This window comes from Streptomyces sp. NBC_00190, from assembly GCF_036203305.1.
In the GTDB taxonomy this organism is placed as follows: domain Bacteria; phylum Actinomycetota; class Actinomycetes; order Streptomycetales; family Streptomycetaceae; genus Streptomyces.
In genome coordinates, this window is record NZ_CP108131.1 from 8,367,084 (window position 1) to 8,385,239 (window position 18,156).

Here is an 18,156-nt window from a genome sequence, read left to right on the forward strand (position 1 = left end):
GCACCTTCCCCGCCACCTCCGCGATGTCGCACATCGCCTCTACCGTCCCTCAGAAGCGGACCGTGGTCCTGAGTAGAAGTACTAGGACCACGGTGGGTGGTCCGGAGTACAAGGCCCCGTGTCCGCGCCGATGCTCGGGAGCGAGCGCCAGGTCCACGTGGGTGCGGACCGGACCGTCGGTGCACAGCAGTGAGCCTCCGCCAACTTGAAGTCGCAGGTCAAAGGGCTGGTGTGACAGGCTCGCGGGGTACTCACGCTGGTCGTGGGCGACGGTCTGCGGAGTAGATCGTCCGTCAGCGCGGTCGGCTCGCCGGTTCCTGCACGCTGTGGCCGGGCGGCCTCTACGATCCGATGCATGCTGGATCCCGAGATGCTGGTACGGATCACCGCGCGGCGCGCGGAACTGGGGGGGCGAAAGCACCCCGGCAGGCTTCGGGCGGAGACGGCGCGGCATGGTCTCACCAGGGAATCGGCCCGTCCTCGGCCCAAAAGGCGCCCGTCGGGCCGTCCTCGCCCGCCGTCGCCAGGTCAACCGCCACGGCCGCGCCCTCCTCCGCCGTGCGTATCCCGGTGTGGCGGTTGAGGTCGGTCGCGCAGTAGCCGGGACTCACCGCGTTGACCAGGATCCCTTCGGCGCGCAGTTCATTGGCATAGAGCACGGTGATCGCGTTCAGCGCGCTCTTCGAGGTGCAGTAAGGGAGGAGGATCGAGTAGTAGGCGGACCACGGGCTGCCCGGGTCGGCCAGGTGGGTGAGGGAGCCGAGTTCGCTGGACATGTTGACGATGCGTGCTGCGGCGGAGCGGCGGAGCAGGGGGAGCATGGCGTGGGTCACCGCGATGACGCCGAACACGTTGGTCTCGTAGACCTGCCGGACGGTAGCGGCTGGGGTTTCACTCGGCTTTTGCGGTCCGGCGGCGATCGCGGCGTTGTTGACTAGGATGTCGAGGCGGCCGAACGTGGCGTCGATGTGCTTGGCGGCGGCCTGGACCGAGGTCTCGTCGGTGACGTCCAGCGGAACGAACCGTACGTCGGCGCCGCCCGCGCGAAGCTCCTCGGCCGCCGCCTCGCCACGCTCGGCGTTGCGGGCGCCGATCAGTACGGTGATGCCGAGGGCTGCGAGCCTGCGCGCCGTTTCCTTGCCGATGCCCTTGTTCGCGCCGGTGATCAAAGCAGTCTTCTGCGAAGTCGTCATGGCACCCAGCCTCCCCTCACCCACGGGCGGCAGGGAAAGACCAGAAGACTCTGGATCTATAGTCCACAGATATGAGTGAGCTAGAGGTGCGGGAGCTGAGGTACTTCATCGCGGTCGCCGAGGAACTGAACTTCAGCCGGGCCGCGCAACGCCTGGGGATGGCGCAGCCCCCGCTGTCGAAGGCGATCGCTCAGATGGAGTCCCGGCTCGGGGTACGCCTGCTGGAGCGCACCACCCGGCAGGTGAGGCTGACCAACGCCGGTCAGGTGCTGCTCGACCAGGCCCGGATCGCGGTCGACGCGGTGCACGCGGCGGCCCGGCGAGCACGCCGGGCCGGTCAGCCGACACCACAGCTCGTCGTGGCGGTCAAACCGGGAGGCGATGCCGGGCTGCTGCGGGAGATCCTCACCGCCTACCGGGGAAGGGGTTCGCATCTGCCGCCGCCTGAAGTCGTCGTCGGCGGCAGCGGAGAGCCGATCGCCATGCTGCGGGACGGCCGTGCCGACGTAGCGCTGCTGCGCAGCCCGTTCGACGGTCAAGGGCTGGATTCCCAGACGCTCGTGGTCGAGCCGCGACTGGCCGTCCTCCCCGCCGCGCACCGCCTGGCCGGGCGTCGGCGACTGCGGCTGACCGACCTCAAGGGCGAACCGATCCCACGCTGGAAGGGGGCCGCCCCCTCCAACACCGCCTACTACGCCGGATACGACGGCGCAGAAGCAGGCGATGGCCACACAGGCTTGGCGCCGGCTGACACTCCTGAGGGGCCGCTCGTGGCCAGCGTCGAGCAACTCCTGGAGGTGGTCGCGCTGGGGCAGGCGGTGGCGTTCCTGTCACGCTCCACCACCGAGCGGCACCAGCGCCCGGACATCGCATACCGGCCGGTCACCGGCCTCAGCCCCAGCGCGGTCATGGTCGCCTGGCCGGAGACCTCGCGATCCGCAGCCGTCGCCGCCTTCGTCCAAGCCGCCCACGACGTCGCCGCCCACCATCCCGACCACATGACCGCACTGGCCTACTGACCGGGGGCATTCAACCCCTCGCCATGACGATCACTGCAGGACCAATTTCAGACAACCACCAGCGCGAAGAAAGGCCAGCACCCCCTCACCCGCCACCGCCATGCGCATGCCGCTTCGTCCCCGCGCTCGACCGCTACGCGTCCCTCAAGGACCTGGTCAACATGGTCGGCGAACTCCGCCGCCGCGAGATCGGCTTCTGCTCTCTGCACGAACGCCTGGACACCACCACCCCCGGCGGCCGCCTCGTCTTCCACGTCTTCGCCGCCCTCGCCGAGTTCATCCGCGAGTTCATCGTCTCCGGCACCCGCGAAGGCCTGGACGCCGCACGCGCCCGCGGCGGTGTCGGCGGCCGACCCACCGTCGCCACCCCCGAGATCACCCGCGCCGCCCGCGACCTGCTCCCCAACCCCGAGAACTCGATCACCTCGATCGCCAAGCTCCTCGGCGTCAGCCCCGGCACCCTCTACAACCACATCCCCGACCTACAGGAACTCCGCGCCTCCGGCCGCGTTCCGAACCAGCTCAGCGCAGACTGACCGCTACCGCCAAAACCCGGACCGATCCTCCCCGAAGGCCTACCTGAAGTGGTGGCTGCTGACGGCGGCGCGGGAGGTCGGCGCGGTCGCTGAGGCCGAGGTGCCCGGCCTGGGCGGGGTGTGGCGAGCGGACGTGGTGGCGAGCGATGCGGGCTGGCGGTGGCAGATTGCGCTGGAGGCGCAGTTGGCCGCGATCACTGCGGACGACATCCGGGGCGGCGTGCCTCTGACAAACAGCGGCTTTCGCCTGCACACTCATCAGCCACCCTGGTTTCTTACCGCACACCCTGCCCAGGCGGTCGCCGTACCCCCGGTCCGATTGCCGGGTTGGGGGCATTGACAGTGGAGCCTGGGGCAGTCGCCAGTGAAGCCCCAGACCTCACGAAACGCGACGCGAACCGGGCATGCAACCCGCCAGTACCCCGTCCCACTCCTGAACCAGACCCACCCCGAGCTCAGCCACACAGAACTCAACCACACGCAAATGTGATTGCAGTATTAGTACTCCAGCAGTACTTTGTGGCTTGACCTGGGGAAACGTCGAGCGGTGGGAGTGTAGCGGGCAGGTTGTCGTCACGGACGGCTTCTGCCGGCCTGCCCCTCGAAGGAGTGCCCACGACGGTGGTAGTGGCAGCGGCGGGCCACCGCTTGGCGTCGCCGACGCCAGTGCGACCAGTTCAACGCGTGGGTGTAGGCGCGGGGATCTCGGGGTGGACGAGCTGCCAGGAGTCGCCGCACTTCTGCCACAGTGAGCTCGATGACCACGGCATCCTCACCGGCGGATCCCCCTTTTGGGCTGCTTGCGTGCTCATCACGGCGAGGAAGGTATGGGCGAGCATGGCCAGGGTGATGTGTCGGTACCAGCCGACGTAGCGGCGGACCTCGTACTCGTCCAGGCCGCACTCGTTCTTCGCGGCCTGGAAACACTCCTCGATCGCCCACCGGGCGCCCGCGACGCGCACCAGTTCGTCCACGGCGACATCCAGCGGCGTGTAGGCGAGGTAGTAGGCGATCTCGTCCGGCCGGCTCAGGCTGCGTCGTGCCAGTGCCCACCGTCGGCGGATCAGCACGCCGTCACGGTGGTCGTACTCGGCCACCGGGCGCAACTGCACGGCCGCCCAGTCGTACTCGCGCTGTCCCTTCGCGCCCGCGCCGCAGGAACGGCGTTCCCATGCCTGGTCGGGGGCCTTGTCGAAGGCCTTGTCGATGCGTGGGCCGGCCAGGGAGAACTGAGACTTTGGGACGGCCAGGACATAGCCGACACCTGACGTTTCCAGCATCCGGCGAAAGCGGTTGTCCTGTCCGTAAGCGGCGTCCGCCGTGACCCAGGCGATTGGCAGTGGCGAGGCCAGGGCCCTGCGGACGATCGTCGCCGCGAGGGTGTTCTTGGTGGCGAACTCCCGCTGATCGGGGACCTTGGCGGCGCGGCAGCGGTCGCGGTCGTCGGTCCAGGACCTGGGCAAGTAGAGCTCGCGGTCTACGAGAGCACGGCCGGCCGTGCTGGTGTAGGCGGCGAAGACGCCGATCTGGCAGTTCTCGGTGCGGCCGGCGGTGCCGGAGTACTGCCTTTGGACTCCGGCGGAGGTGGTGCCCTTCTTCAGGAAGCCGGTGTCGTCGATGATCAGCACCCCGTTGGGGCGGCCGAGGTGTTCGGCGACGTAGGCCTGAAGGTCGTCGCGGATGCCGTCGGGGTCCCAGCGGGCTCGGGAGAGCAGGTGCTGCAGTGCGTCGGGGGTGGCGTGGCCGGCGTGTTCGGCAAGTTGCCAGCTGTTCTTGCGGGCCACCGGGCCCAGTAGTGCGCGCACGTAGTCCCGCATGCGGCGGCGTGGTTCGACACGGCCGAAGTGGTGCCCGATGGTGGTGAAGAGGTGGTCCAGGTCGCGGTCCCAGGTCTCGCCTGCCTGTTCGGTGATCACAACATGAGGCTTCCCCGGCCCGGGACGACCTTGCCGTCGTGGGCACTCCTTCGAGGGGCAGGCGGGCAGAAGCCGTCCGTGACGACAACCTGCCCGCTACACTCCCACCGCTCGACGTTTCCCCAGGTCAAGCCACAAAGTACTGCTGGAGTACTAGTAGCCGCTCACTTCCTCGGCAGACCTGGATCCCGGCCTACATCAAGGGTCCCGACGGGGCGCCCTGCTCGCGACGGAACGGGTCAACGTATGGCGGCGCTAGGAGTTGTCCGGCACGAGGAGCGGCGGTCTACCGCCGGAACACCGCCCGTATTGCGAGGGCCCTTACACGGCCGTCGCTCTCAGATGTGGCGCAGTGCCCAGCATGCCCAGACGATGGTGGCCACCGCCGTCACGACGGCCACCGTGCCGAGGGCGATCCCGGCCCGCGCCCGGATGCGACTGGCTCCCTCGTCGCCGCGCACACGTCGCAGGGCGATGCCTCCTGAGACGACCGCCCAGATCCCCAAGGGCAGGATGAAGTAGACAGGGAGGTAGCGGAGCAGGTTCGGAACGAATTCCGGAAGCAGGGGGCAGCCGACGGCCGCGACAGCAGCGGTGCCCAGTATGAGGGACCAGGTTCCCGTCAGCTGCGAGAGAGCCTCTTCTTCGAACGAATCGATCTGCTGTACGGAAGTCATGATCCGAAGACTAGGCGGCGGACCATAAGTTCCGCCTGGGTGCGGCTACCTAGACGAGCATGAGTAGGCCGGGCGGCCAGGGTCGGCCCTGGCCACGTCGCCAGTCGCGGGCTCGCAAACGCTCCGCTACCACCAGGCCGCCAGTGCGAGCCGTGCGAGGACAAGACGGTCGCGGCAGCGGACCAGGCCGAGCGCGACCGTCTGGAGGCGGAGGCCGCCGCGACGGCCGAGAAGGCCCGCGGCTGGCGCTCCCGCTTCCGCCCTGGGCATGCCCCCTGACCCCTGGGCAAACCTCCCGCCGACAGCGTGGACACGTCTCAGGTGCCCCTGGGCAAGCTTCCGCTGGCGGCGTGTGGAGACCACACGCTGCCGGGACCACGACGACCGTCATTTCGTCCCGTGTGCCGCGAGCAGGCCGCCGCACGCAATGGGCGCCCACGCAGAACGCTCGGCTGGGAATCCCCAGCCGAGCGCCTGCACAAACCGCTCGCGGTTTGATGTTTTACGGCTGTGTGTTGCAGCGACCGCTGGAAACAGCCGTGGACGCTGGCCCCCTTCGGGGGCCCGCGGTGCTCCCACGCGGGGCTGCGGTGAAGATCCTGATCAGCCGGCTGCCAGCGTTTACGGGACGGGCACCGAGCGCCGGGGTACGGGCTCCGGGCCGCTGGTCCACGAGAAGAGCCGAGAACCCGGTTCATCCGTGGCACCGGAGATCCTCAGGGGTCTCCATGGGGTGCTGCGCACTCTCGCGATAAGACGCTGGTTCCGGAGCTAGCCTGAGCAGGAGGCTCAGGGCACCAAGATGTACAGGGCGTAGCTGTTGGTCCCGCGGAATTCGCAGTAGGCGGAGCCAGCGTAGGAATCCTTCCGTGCCTCGCATCCCGCCTTGGTGAACGTGCCCATGTACTTCACGTACGACGGGGCCACGGTCGGTGCCTTGTCGGCTTGAGAGAGCGAGGGTGTTGCCTGTGCGGCGGCGGTACCGCCCATCAGCACGGTGGCTCCCAGAGCAACGCTGGTGAGCAGCATACGTGCGCGCATGTTCGTCTCCTTCTTGTACGGATGTGTGAAGCAAGGAGCCCCAAGGCGGCCCGCGGTGCTCCACGGGGCGGGGCCCTTGGCCTTGCATCACCCATTTCATCGGCCTGCGCATTGTTCGGCAGGGGTGTTCTGACGGCCGAACAATGGCCGGACGCGACCTTCTTGCCGGCATGGAGGGCACATAGGTTGGCCGGCGGTCCAGGGCGTACATGGGGGTGGGAGTGTGGCGGGGCGTCGTGAGGTGCCGTTAGACCCTGGTTCGGGTCCGGTTCAGCGGTTCGCGTTCGAGCTGCGCGAACTGCGTTCGAAGGCAGGTGGAATCACCTACCGGACACTGGCGCAGCGGGCCGGGTATTCGGTCACGACGCTCTCCCAGGCGGCAGCGGGTGAACAGTTGCCGACACTGCCGGTGGTGCTGGCATACGTGGCGGCTTGCGGGGGCGACGACAGGGAATGGGAGGAGCGGTGGAAGCGGACGGTGGAGGCGCTTGCTGTCCCGGGCCCGGACGATGGGGGTTCCGATGGGGAGTCTCCGTACAAGGGGCTGGCGCGGTTCGAGGCGGGCGACCGCAGCCTGTTCTTCGGCCGTGACCGGCTCACCGCTGATCTGCTGGATCTGCTGCGACGGCAGCGGTTCGCGGCGCTGTTCGGCCCGTCCGGCAGTGGCAAGTCCTCACTGCTGCGCGCCGGCCTCATCCCTGCCCTCCAGCAGGTCCAGGAGGTGGACCTGCGCCCCACCGCTCTGCGGATTCTCACTCCGGGCCAGCGCCCGGCACGCACTCACGGCCATGTGTTCAACCCTCCGGAAGCCGGGCTGGCATCCGAAAGCGGAGACACGTTCGTGATCGTCGATCAGTTCGAGGAGGTATTCACCGTCTGCCAAGATCCCGCAGAGCGGGCGCGTTTCATCGAGATGCTCCTTGCCGCCCGTCGGCCTGAGCGCCGGTTGAAGGTACTAATCGCTGTGCGCGCCGATTTCTACGGCCGTTGCGCCGAGCACCGCGGCCTGGCGGACGCGCTTCGCGATGCCAACCTGCTGGCCCCACCGATGACGCCGGCAGAGCTGCGCGAGGCCGTTGTCAGGCCGGCCGCGGCCGTCGGACTGACCGTGGAGCGCGCGCTCAGCTCCCGACTCGTCCAGGAGGTCGTGGACGCCCCGGGCGGGCTGCCCCTCTTATCGCACGTATTGCTCGAGACCTGGCGCCGCCGACGGGGAAAGACGCTGACCGTGGACGGTTACGAGACGGCCGGGGGTCTTGAGGGCGCAGTCGCCAAGACCGCTGAAGACCTCTATGGCCGGTTTACCGAAGCGCAGGCGGCCGCGGCCCGGGCCCTGCTGTTGCGGCTGGTCGCCCCCGGCGATGGCACTCCAGATACCCGCAGGCCCGCCGAACGCGAGGAACTACAGGCCGCCGGCCGGCAGGAGACAACGGAAGTTCTGGAAGCCCTGGCCGCAGCGAGGCTGCTCACTCTCGACCAAGGCACGGTTGATCTCGCCCATGAGGCCTTGCTGAGCGCGTGGCCGCGGCTGCGGGGCTGGATCGATCAAGACCGAGACCGCGTTCGTGTCCAGCGGAAACTGACAGAGGACGCGCACGCCTGGGCGGAACTGGGCCGCGACCCCGGCGCCCTCTACCGCGGCATTCGGCTGGCCACCGCCCAGGAACACTTCAGCGGCGCGATCCGGGAGGACCTGACCGGACAGGAACACGCCTACCTCATGGCCAGCCTCGCAGCGCGAGAGCAGGAGGAGAAGGCTGCGGCCCGCACCACCCGGCGCCTGCGCGGGCTGATTGCCGCACTGTCCCTCCTCCTGGTCCTGGCCGTCGTTGCCGGCTCGATCGCTTGGCGGCAAACCCTGGCCAGTGACGAGCAGCGGCAGGTCGCGCTCTCCCGGCAGCTCGCCGCCCAGGCCGCCTCCCTTCTTGGGACGGACTCCGATCTGGCGTCCCTGCTGGCCATCCGGGCCTATCAGGCCCACCCGACATCCCAGGCGCTGGAAAGCCTCTCTGCCGCTGCCGATGTGCCCCTTCGGCACCGTATGGACCACGGAGGGCGTGTGGCTGCAGTGGCGTTCAGTTCGGACGGGCGAACGCTTGTCAGCGGCGGCGAGGACGGTACGGCACGGCTCTGGGATGCGGACACGGGCCGCACCCGCGTGAGCCCGCCCGGGCAGTCCACGCCTGGGACGACGATGGCGCTCGCCCCTGATGGGCGCACCCTCGCCGTCAACGGCGACGACAGCCTGGTGCGGTTTGTGGACACGGCCACCGGCGACATCCGTGCGCGGCTGGTCCAGCAGACCGGTTTCGTGACCGTCTTGGTGTTCAGCCCAGGCATGGTGGCAACCAGTGGCTCCACACGCGAGGTCGAATTGTGGGACGCGACCACCGGTAGCCGCCTGATGAGCCTGCCCAGACAAGCCGGCCACGTCAGATCACTGGCGTTCAGCCCGGACGGCCGCACCCTGGCCATCAGCAGCTCCGACCGCGGGGTGGAGCTGTGGGACACGAGCACCGGCCGTTTCGAACAGAGTCTGCCCAGCCACACCAACCTGGTCGGCACGATGGCGTTCAGCCCGGACGGCCGCACCCTGGCCATCAGCAGCTCCGACCGCGGGGTGGAGCTGTGGGATACAAGCACCGGCCGTCTCCGCACGGGGCTGACCGGCTACACCGCCCCTGCCGGCTCGATGGTGTTCAGTCCGGATGGCCGCACCCTGGCCATCGGAAGCCAGGACCGCACCGTCCGGTTGTGGGAGGCCGACACCGGTCGACTCCGCCGGACCTTGTCCGGACACGCAGGACAGGTCATCTTCTTGGCTTTCAGTCCGGATGGCCGCACCCTTGCCACCGGTAGCGATGATCACACCGTCCGGCTCTGGGGTGCCGCCGCCGACGAGTCCCGGACCCTCCTCACGGGAAGTCTCACGGAGACGGCTTCGATGTTGTTCAGTCCGGACGGCCGCACCCTGGCAACCGGCCGCCTCGGTGATGACGCAGTGCAGTTGTGGGACGTGCCCACCTCCCGCTTCCGTACCGGCTTGGCTGGACGCGCCAACAACATCCCGTCGTTGGCCTTCAGCCCGGACGGGCACACTCTGGCCGCGAGCGACGACGACGCTGGGGTAAAGCTATGGGACGCGTCCACCGGCCGCCTCCGCACAAGTCTGGCCGGGTACAACGGCGGGGCGGCCGCCTTGGCTTTCAGTCCGGACGGCAGAACTCTGGCCACTGGCAGCGCCGCCCGCGGAGTGGAGTTGTGGGACGCGTCCACCGGCGACGGGCGCAGAAACCTGCCCGGATTCAACGGCAAGGTGCGCGCTCTGGTCTTCAGCCCGGACGGGCGCATTCTGGCAACCGGTGGTGAGGATCGGACGGTTCACCTGTGGGACCCGTTGACGGGTCGTAGTCGCGGGAGCTTGTCCGGGCACAGCGGCGCTGTCGTGTCGGCGGTGTTCAGCCCGGACGGGCGCATTCTGGCAACCGGTGGTGAGGATCGGACGGTTCACCTGTGGGACCCGTTGACGGGTCGTAGTCGCGGGAGCTTGTCCGGGCACAGCGGCGCTGTCGTGTCGGCGGTGTTCAGCCCGGACGGGCGCATCCTGGCAACCGGCGCTGAGGACGGCACAGTACGGCTGTGGGACACAGACACCACATGGGACCCAGCCGTTGGCGCGATGCTTGCCAGGCTCGCCGGACACACTGACGCCGTGCTCTCCGTAGCCTTCAGTCCTGACGGCCGCACTGTGGTCACCGCCAGCAGAGACCACAGCGTACGCCTATGGAACCTGGCCTTGCCGACGCCCACCGCAGCTATCAGCAAGATCTGTCGTGCCATAGGCCGCGACTTGACCGCGCAGGAACGCTCGGTCTACTTGCCGGGCCCGGGAACACCACCGCATGCCACGTGCGACGGACCCTGATGCCCCAGGGGTCGGTCACGGCGGCTTACTGGCCACCCGTCGGTCCACGTCACACCGGCCCCCCTGCCACGCTCCGCCGTACGGCATCCTTCACCAGGCCATGCCCCTTGCAGGGCCAGGCTGGCCCCCCCCGGGACCGGGCTGCGGAGTCGGTGCCGGGTCCCGGTGTGCTGTGGGCCCTCTGGCCTTTGAGCAGAAGTTCGACGGGCACCGGGCGCTGCTGTTCACCCCCGCCGCCCCGGGCGGCCGGGTGCTGTTGCAGACCCGGCGCGGGTCGCTGATTCAGGACCGGTTCCCCGACCTGGTGGCGGCCGCCGAGAAGCAGCTGCCGCACGGCCTGGTCCTGGACGGCGAGCTGCTGGTCTGGAATACCGAGACGGGCCGGCTGTCGTTCGAGGCGCTGCAGCGCCGGGCCGCCGCCCGCCGCCGCACCGCCCCCACCATGGCCGCCCGGTGGCCGGCCTACTACGTCGCGTTCGACGTCCTGCAACAAGACGGGCAGGAACAGCTGAACCGCCCCTACGCCGAACGCCGCGCCCTGCTGGAGGCCCTGTTCACCGATCACGGCCTGACCGCCCCATGGACGCTCTGCCCCATGACGACAGACCTGGCCAAGGCCCAGGAGTGGCTGGAGTCCTGGACCGACGTGTCCGGAATCGAAGGCATCTTGTGGACAGGGTTCGCGGCTGACCGCTTGACCGGGTTCAGCCGATTGCAGCGGGGCCGGGCGGCCGGGCCCTGTCGTCAGCGGGCTCCGGCACCCTCCGGTTCCGGGGTGGGCGGCGGGTTGTGGCAGGTCACGTCCTTCGCGGGCAGCCGTCCCGTCGACAGGTACGCGTTGACGGGTATGTTGGCGCAGGCCGTGGGGTTGGAGAGATACACACCATGCCCCTCACCCCCCAGCGCCAGCACCATCCGCGACCCCTTGAGCGCCTGGTGCAGCCCCTTGCCGGTGTCGAGCGGGGTCATCGCATCCCACTCGTTCTGCACGGTCAGGACATCGGCCCGGGTCTTCATGGGCGTTGCGGGCTCCAGCGGCCGCTGCCAGAAGGCGCACGGTTTGATGTTCGACGCGAAGTCCCCGTACAGCGGGTGCTTCACCTTGTCCCGCGCCGCGTCCCGCGCGTACTGCTCCGGATCGCGGGGCCAGCTGTCCGTGTCCCCGCACACCACGGCCCAGTACACGGCGGTGACGTTGCTGGCGGGAATGGCGTCCGGACCTTCCGACGCCCCTCCCTCGTCGACGCCCGGGCCGGCGGCCCGTACGCCGCCGAGCGGTGACTGCGCGCCGGGCCCCTTCCTGTCGGCGCCCTTCCCGCTCGCGCCCGGAGCGGTGCCACCCGGCGGCTGGGGCGCCTTGTCGGCCGATGCCTTGATGGACTTGACGACGACCGAGGCACCGTGGGGATCGAAAAAGAGCGACGGGTCGGCCCTGATGTAGTCACCCGTCACCTTCTCCCCGTAGTGGATGATCGGGTCCCGGTCGGCCCGCGCCACCAGCGCCCAGAAGGTGGCCGAGACCGCCTCGGGCGTGGCGCCGAGCCCATAAGTGTCCGAGCGCTCCGCCGCCCAGCGCGTCCACCGCTCGAAGGCGGGCTCGGCTCCGGTCCCCCACGCCTGGATCATGCCGCGCCAGACGCGCCCCGGGTCCACGCCGCTGTCCAGGACGAACCGGTCGGTGCGCTCCGGGAACATCTGGGTGTACACCGCGCCGAGGTACGTCCCGTACGAGTAGCCCAGGTACGAGACCGTCCGCTCCCCTAGTGCGGCGCGGATGACGTCCATGTCGCGCGCCGTGTTGCGGGTGGTGATGTACGGAATCACATCGCCCGATTTCTCACGGCACTTGTCGGCGATTCCGCGCGCCCAGGACACGTCCGAGGCGAAGGTCTCGGGCCGGTACGCCCCGCCGACGCCCACCTCCGCTTCGCTCAGATCACCACAGCCGATCGGGCTGCTCTCGCCGACGCCGCGCGGGTCGAAGCCGACGAGGTCGTAGCGGTCGCGGACGTCCTTGGGCATCTCGGCATTCGTCCGTATCGGCCGGTAGAGACCCGAGGTCCCGGGGCCGCCGGGGTTGAGGAGAAGGACGCCACGCCGCTTGGCGGGGTTCTCGCTCTTCATCCGGGATATGGCGAGGTTCAGGGTGCGCCCTTCGGGACGCTGGTAGTCGAGCGGCACCTTGAGGGTGGTGCACTCGTACGCCGCCGGCCGATCGGGGCTACAGCGGTGCCAGGCCGGCGTCTGTCGCAGGTACGCGGGGGTCGGGGCGGCGGAGGCCGATGGCGTCGCCAGCCCGGGAAGGGCGGCGGCGAGGAGTCCGGCGGTGGCGAGCAGTCGTGCGAGATGTTTCATGCGCGTGGTTTCGTTCCTTCGGCGGGTGAAATCGCTTGCCCTCGACTGTGTTGGACGAGCGGGTCAGACCGGATCCCTCCCAAGAACGGACCTTCCGTCCCCCGCACGTACCATCTGAAATCCGGACACGTGGCCGAGACTCATCCCCAAGATCCGCGTATCCGCCGGGGCCTCCGGGACGGACCCGCCCGTCCACTCGTAGTCCCCCTCCCCCTTAGGGAGGACAACCGACGACAACTAGCGACAAGGGATCTTGTGGACAGGGTTCGCGGCTGACTGCTTGACCGGGTTCAGCCGATTGCCGGGATGGCGCCCCCGCGACGGCCCCAGCTCCCGGCCGAACAAGCGCCCCAGAAACCCCACCGACAAGCCGCCGGTCGATTAGGGCATGCTCAAGAGCGGATCAAGCTCTGCGATGATCCCCGCGTGGGACGTGGGGATCTGAGAGGGCGTTTGAAGTAGGTGAATTGCCCTTTCATGCCCTAGTACGTCCCTCGCCAGGTGGGTGTGCTTTCGTATGTTATGCGCTTGGTGAGGTTGTCGATCGAGGCAATGTGGATCATGGCTTCGGAGCTGGTGGTGAGGGTTTCGTAGTCTCGGGCGAGGCGGCGGTGCATCATGATCCAGCCGATGCTCCGCTCGACCACCCAGCGCCTTTTCATAACGTGGAAGCCGCGCTTTTCCGGGTTGCGGTTGACGACTTCGACGTCGATTCCGAGGCGGGCGCCGACGACTGCGTTCTTGAAGCCGGTGTCGACCCAGCTTTTCGCAATGGTGGGGTAGGTCGCCTTCGCCTGGTCGAGGAGACGTATTCCCATGGCGTTCTCGGAGAGGCCGGCGCCAGCGACGGTCACGGCGAGGATGAGGCCGATCGTGTCGGTGAGGATGCCGCGCTTCCGTCCGACGATCTTCTTCGCGGCATCGGTTCCCTGGCTGGTCAGGGGTACGGTGGTGGAGGTTTTGACGCTCTGGGTGTCAATGACCGAAGCGGTCGGCTCGGGCTTGCGGCCTTCCTTGACGCGGGCCAGGCCGGTCAGGTCGTAGTTGAGCCGGGCGAAGACTCCCTCGTCGCGCCAGGCCGCGTAGTAGGAATAGACGGTGCCGTGGCTGGGGAAGTCGTGCGGGAGGTATTTCCAGGGGATTCCCGTGCGGTTGATGTAGAGGATCGCATTGAACACATCGCGTAAGTTGACCTTGGCCGGCTGTCCGGTGGGTCTGCGTTCGAGCCGGGCATTGCGCCAGGCCATCAACGTCGGCTCGATCAGGGCCCACCGGGCGTCGGACAGGTCGCTGGGTACGGCTTGCGCTCGCTCACGGCGTAGCGTGATCATGAGCGAGCCGGAGGGCTCCGTGACGTCGGTGATGCGGCTGCCGTTGCCCAGGGAATATTGGCGACCTGGCCCTGGCGATATGAACTCGCGGCCGCATTCCATCGGCTGGACGCACTGCCCCGCCCCGCCAGCTGACCCGCCGTCCCAACCCACCCTCGAATCAAGGACCTCGGAGAACCCGACCCCGCGTCAGGCTCTCACCATGTCCACCGGCCGACACGGCCTCAAACGACCTCGTTCAGCCGCCCAGCAGCCCCAACTGAAACGACGAGGTTAGGGCCTGTCTCGAAGTCGGGTGTGAGCTTGTGACAAGATCGCGGGATGCTGCGACTCACCGATTTCATTATCGACTGCCCGGACACGATGAAGCTGGCGGCTTTCTACTCCGAGGTGACGGGCCGTCCGATCAAGGAAGGCAGCTCCGAGGACTGGGCTGGCATCCAGTTCGGCGAGATCGAGCTGGCATTCATCCGGGTGGCCGACTACCGCGCTCCGCAGTGGCCGGACAGCGAGCACCCCAAACAGTTCCACCTCGACTTCGAAGTGGACGAGATCGAGTCCGAGCAGCGCCGCGTCCTCGACCTCGGCGCGACGCTAAGGCAGGACTTCATCGGCCCCAACGGCTACGGCTGGCAGGTCTACACCGACCCGATCGGCCACCCCTTCTGCCTGTGCCGCAACAAGGGCGTCATCTGGACCGACCAGGGCCCGATCTGGCCCAAGCGCGACTAAGACGGCGAGGGGGCCGCACGTCCTATCGCACTGCTGGCTCGTTTGACCAGGCATGACGACGACGTACGACACGGCCCCGCGGCCCGCCTCGGTCGAGTGCCATGACGGCGAGGTTGGCGAGGTTGCGTTTGACGTGTGCCCAGACGCCTTCGACGGGGTTCAGGTCGGGTGAGTAGGCGGGCAGCAGAAAGACTGTCAGCCACTCGCGCTCGGCGACGAGGTCGCGCATCCTGCGGGAGACGTGGGTGTTCAGGCGGTCCCAGACCAGCACGATCGGCGCTTTGACGAGCTGGTGGACGTCGTCGACCAGCGCGATGAAGTCCCGCTCGCCCATGCTGCGACGTGTTCCCCTGCCTGCAGGGTGGGTCCGAAGGCGGTGACACAGCCGGGTCCGGGAGCCCGGCCGCATCGCGATCAGTCCGGCCACCGACAGTCCCGAACGCCGGCCGCGGATGGTGACGACCGGAGTTACTCCGCGTCGGCCCCAGGTCCGTCCCCGGGGCGGCCTACGGGTGAACCCGGCTTCGTCCTCGAAGCAGACGTAGCCCCCGCAGGCCGCCCGGACTCTTTTACCTCCGCCCAGGTCGCCACCTTCCACGCGGTCACGGCCTGCTCATCGCGCTCAGCGACCCGCCGGGCGGGGACCTGCGGGCTGAAGCCGAGCCGGTGCATCAACCGGGTGGCACCCGAGACGCTGTAGGAGACGTGGAACTTCCTGCCGATCAGGGTGGCCACCCTCGATGCGGTCCACACCTGGTCCGCCACCCAGCCATGCGCGGCCGGGCCCTCCTTCAGATACCCGGCCAGCTTCTCCAGACACCGCGGGGACAGCCGGCACCGTGACCCGCTCGGACCCCGGGAGGCCAGAGCCTCAACACCACCATCCCGCCACAACTGGTGCCACTGATAAGCCGACTTCACACTCACCCGCAGCCGATGCGCGACTTCCGACACCGCTATCTGCTGCTCGAATAGTTCGGCCGCCTGCATCCGTACCGTCTCCCGACGCCGACGCCCCGCAGGAGTCAGCCCGCCGCCATCCGCATATCTCACACACCACGGATACAGGCACCCACCCACACCCATCAGGGACTCCGCAACGATTCACCCCAACGGGCTGAAATCAGTAACGGGGAGAGAGATGGACTGCCGGCAGCTCGCGGCGGCCTTGGGTCTGGAGGTGGTCGCGGCGAAGGTGGAGGGAGTGCGGTCGAAGGTGAAGCGCCTGGCCGGGCGGGGCTGGATGGCCGAGGAACGTCCGGGGATGTTCAGCGTGCTCGCCGGGCGAGCCGGCGGCTCATGACCATGAGCATCGACCACCGGATCATCGCCTCGGAGGTGTCGGTGCGGGTCTCGTAGTCGCGGACCAGGCGGCGTGAGTGCATCAGCCATGCGAACGTCCGTTCCGCCAGTCACCTTTTCGGCAGCACCACGAAGCCCGTGGCGTCGTCGATGCGTCTGACCACCGTCAGCGCGATCCGCAGGACATCGCGGGCGAGGTCGACCAGGCGTCCGGTGTAGCCGCCGTCGGCCCACACCAGCGAGATGCGCCAGTGCCACATCCGCAGCCGCTCCAGCAGCGTCCAGCCGGCCTCGTGGTCGGTGACGGATGCGGCGGTGACCATCACGGCCAGCAGAAGCCCGAGGGTGTCCACGACGATGTGCCTCTTGCGGCCGTTCACCTTCTTCCCGCCGTCGAACCCCCGGCTGGCAACCGGCACCGACGCGGCCCCTTTCACCGACTGCGCGTCGATGATCCCGGCGGTCGGCTCCGGATCGCGGCCCGACGCTTCGCGGACCCGGTCGCGCAGCCGGTCGTGGAACTCGGCGACCAGGCCCTTGTCCCGCCAGCGCCGGAAGAAGGCGTAGACGCGGTCCCATGCGGGGAAGTCCGCAGGCACCGCTCTCCAGGCAATGCCGCCCGCAACCAGGTAGCGCACCGCGTCGACCAGCTGCCGGTGGCAGTAGCTCTCCGGCTGCCCGCCCCTTCCCTCAAGCCAGGCGGGCACGGGCATCGCGTCGCGTACGACTGCCCACTCCGCGTCGGTCATGTCCGAGGGGTACCCCGGACGCCTGTGCGGCCGGTCCCCGGCATTCCCGAACCGGTGAGCGAGGCAATCACACGACAGGGGCGCGGAGTTGGATGGCAATGTCACGGAGACGGAAGACTGCCGCACCAGGGGCCTCCTGTTGCTCGACTGGATTCGACACCCACGAGCTGTACGGGAGGCCCCACTTTCATGCCCTGCCGACCAGGAGATCGCCCGACCGAGTCGGCAGACTCGAACTCACGATCACCAAGATCGATAGAGCAACCGCTAGTTAGCGCACTCAGCGCACGAAGTCCGTTACTGTGCCGTGGTTGTCGGGAGAGGTCAGGCCCCAGAGGATCAGTCCCATGATGATTGCCAGCAGGATCAGCCCCGGCACGTTCTCGGGCCCCCAACCGACGGGCTGCCGAACCGGTGGGCCAGGTGTGGCGTCGTCGCGTGCAGCGTCGGAGTCGGCGCGCTGCCAGGGCGCGACATCGGCTTCACCCCGGGCGATCCGCGCGGCCACGTGGCGTACGTCGGCCGCGTGGTAGGTCGGCTCGCGGGTCAGGTCCGGGGAGGGCGCAGCCGAGGTACGTACGCTGTTGGCCCGCGCCACGGCCGTGATGCTGATCGGCCTGATCTGCGGCCAGATCTCCCGGACTTCGGCCTTCGTCAGCCAGCCTTCCCCGTCCTGATGGTCCTGCTCGTCCGCTGCCCCCATTCGAAGTCCGCCCCCTCGCTCGCCGATCTCCCTTGGCTTGATACCCAGACCGCCGAAAGATCACCCGGCCGGGCAGTCACACTCGAACTCACGCCCACCGTGATCGGTATGGCAACGGCTTCTGATCTTGACGTCTAACGTCGGCGGGCTTGGTGTTCCTTGATCGACTCGGCACGTTTGACCGTCTTGCCGACGTCGTGGTGCCTGGCCCGGTGTTTGTTCTTCGAGCCCGGAGGTCGTCCAGGGCCTGGGCGAGACGGTTTCGGTGCGGCCGCCGGGCGGGCCGCCATCACGCGGACGTTGCGAAACCCCCGCCTCACCCGGGCGGGGGTGAGGCGGCGGGGCTCGGCTGGCCGCTCCCAGGGGCGGCGAAGGTCCTCGGCGAGGGGCCGGGTGAGTCGGAGCTGGGTGTGGGCGGCGATGATCAGCCAGGTCCACAGGTCGGCAGTGTCGGCGCGGCGGACCTTCGGCGCGGTCCAGCCGAGCGTCTGCTTCATCAGCCGGAAGGTGTGCTCCAGGTCGAAGCGGTGGAGGAACGACTGCCACCAGCGGTCCACATCGGTCGGCGGGGCGGCGGTGGCCGAGGACCACAGCCAGACTGGCTTCGGGCTGCGGTCGCCTGGCAGGTGCTCGACCTGGAGCCGCACCAACGTGCCGTGCAGGACGGGTAGTTCCTC

12 protein-coding genes and 3 pseudogenes are annotated in these 18,156 nt (G+C 68.6%); 5 read left to right on the plus strand and 10 right to left on the minus strand.

The window, feature by feature from the left end:
* Window positions 1-458 precede the first annotated feature (458 nt).
* Window positions 459-1,193 carry an SDR family oxidoreductase gene (locus OG429_RS38935; RefSeq protein ID WP_328929969.1) on the minus strand — a complete coding sequence of 245 codons (735 nt, stop codon included), beginning with the start codon at window positions 1,191-1,193 and terminating at the stop codon, window positions 459-461.
* A 71-nt stretch (window positions 1,194-1,264) separates the two neighbouring features.
* Between OG429_RS38935 and OG429_RS38940 the strand changes: the two genes are divergently transcribed.
* Both OG429_RS38940 and OG429_RS38945 read left to right on the plus strand, forming a co-directional pair.
* Window positions 1,265-2,212, plus strand: a complete 948-nt coding sequence (locus OG429_RS38940) for a LysR family transcriptional regulator (RefSeq protein ID WP_328929970.1) — start codon at window positions 1,265-1,267, stop codon at window positions 2,210-2,212.
* Window positions 2,213-2,235: 23 nt separating this feature from the next.
* Window positions 2,236-2,748: a recombinase family protein gene (locus OG429_RS38945; protein ID WP_328929971.1), complete on the plus strand. Its 513-nt coding sequence runs from the start codon at window positions 2,236-2,238 to the stop codon at window positions 2,746-2,748.
* Between the two features lie 677 nt (window positions 2,749-3,425).
* On the opposite strand, the gene OG429_RS38950 is transcribed toward OG429_RS38945, so the two are convergent.
* The 3 genes from OG429_RS38950 to OG429_RS38960 all read right to left on the minus strand — a co-directional run bounded on the left by OG429_RS38950 (window position 3,426) and on the right by OG429_RS38960 (window position 6,382).
* Complete coding sequence (locus OG429_RS38950; protein ID WP_443051322.1) at window positions 3,426-4,661, minus strand: IS701 family transposase; 1,236 nt, start codon at window positions 4,659-4,661, stop codon at window positions 3,426-3,428.
* 341 nt (window positions 4,662-5,002) lie between these two features.
* A complete protein-coding gene (locus OG429_RS38955) occupies window positions 5,003-5,341 on the minus strand; it encodes a hypothetical protein (RefSeq protein WP_328929972.1) in 339 nt (112 codons plus the stop codon).
* Window positions 5,342-6,130: 789 nt separating this feature from the next.
* On the minus strand, window positions 6,131-6,382 hold the full coding sequence (locus OG429_RS38960; RefSeq protein ID WP_328929973.1) for a hypothetical protein: 252 nt from the start codon (window positions 6,380-6,382) through the stop codon (window positions 6,131-6,133).
* Window positions 6,383-6,605: 223 nt separating this feature from the next.
* On the opposite strand from OG429_RS38960, the gene OG429_RS38965 reads away from it, so the two are divergent.
* Complete coding sequence (locus OG429_RS38965; protein ID WP_328929974.1) at window positions 6,606-10,307, plus strand: nSTAND1 domain-containing NTPase; 3,702 nt, start codon at window positions 6,606-6,608, stop codon at window positions 10,305-10,307.
* Between the two features lie 100 nt (window positions 10,308-10,407).
* Window positions 10,408-10,914 (plus strand): annotated as a pseudogene (locus tag OG429_RS38970) (ATP-dependent DNA ligase); the annotation flags it as partial.
* 137 nt (window positions 10,915-11,051) lie between these two features.
* Here OG429_RS38970 and OG429_RS38975 read toward each other — a convergent pair.
* Window positions 11,052-12,662 (minus strand): alpha/beta fold hydrolase, encoded by a 1,611-nt coding sequence (locus OG429_RS38975; protein ID WP_328929975.1) that lies wholly within the window; start codon window positions 12,660-12,662, stop codon window positions 11,052-11,054.
* Between the two features lie 482 nt (window positions 12,663-13,144).
* Window positions 13,145-13,977: pseudogene (locus tag OG429_RS38980) on the minus strand (IS5 family transposase).
* 337 nt (window positions 13,978-14,314) lie between these two features.
* Here OG429_RS38980 and OG429_RS38985 point away from each other — a divergent pair.
* A complete protein-coding gene (locus tag OG429_RS38985; protein WP_328929976.1) occupies window positions 14,315-14,725 on the plus strand; it encodes a VOC family protein in 411 nt (136 codons plus the stop codon).
* Window positions 14,726-14,813: 88 nt separating this feature from the next.
* Here OG429_RS38985 and OG429_RS41665 read toward each other — a convergent pair.
* The 4 genes and pseudogenes from OG429_RS41665 to OG429_RS41670 form a co-directional block, all read right to left on the minus strand.
* Window positions 14,814-15,778: pseudogene (locus OG429_RS41665) on the minus strand (IS630 family transposase); the annotation flags it as partial.
* Between the two features lie 359 nt (window positions 15,779-16,137).
* Window positions 16,138-16,776 carry an IS5 family transposase gene (locus OG429_RS39000; RefSeq protein WP_328929978.1) on the minus strand — a complete coding sequence of 213 codons (639 nt, stop codon included), beginning with the start codon at window positions 16,774-16,776 and terminating at the stop codon, window positions 16,138-16,140.
* A 280-nt stretch (window positions 16,777-17,056) separates the two neighbouring features.
* On the minus strand, window positions 17,057-17,479 hold the full coding sequence (locus OG429_RS39005) for a hypothetical protein (RefSeq protein ID WP_328929979.1): 423 nt from the start codon (window positions 17,477-17,479) through the stop codon (window positions 17,057-17,059).
* Between the two features lie 134 nt (window positions 17,480-17,613).
* Window positions 17,614-18,126 (minus strand): hypothetical protein, encoded by a 513-nt coding sequence (locus OG429_RS41670; RefSeq protein ID WP_443051326.1) that lies wholly within the window; start codon window positions 18,124-18,126, stop codon window positions 17,614-17,616.
* Between the last annotated feature and the right edge of the window lie 30 nt (window positions 18,127-18,156).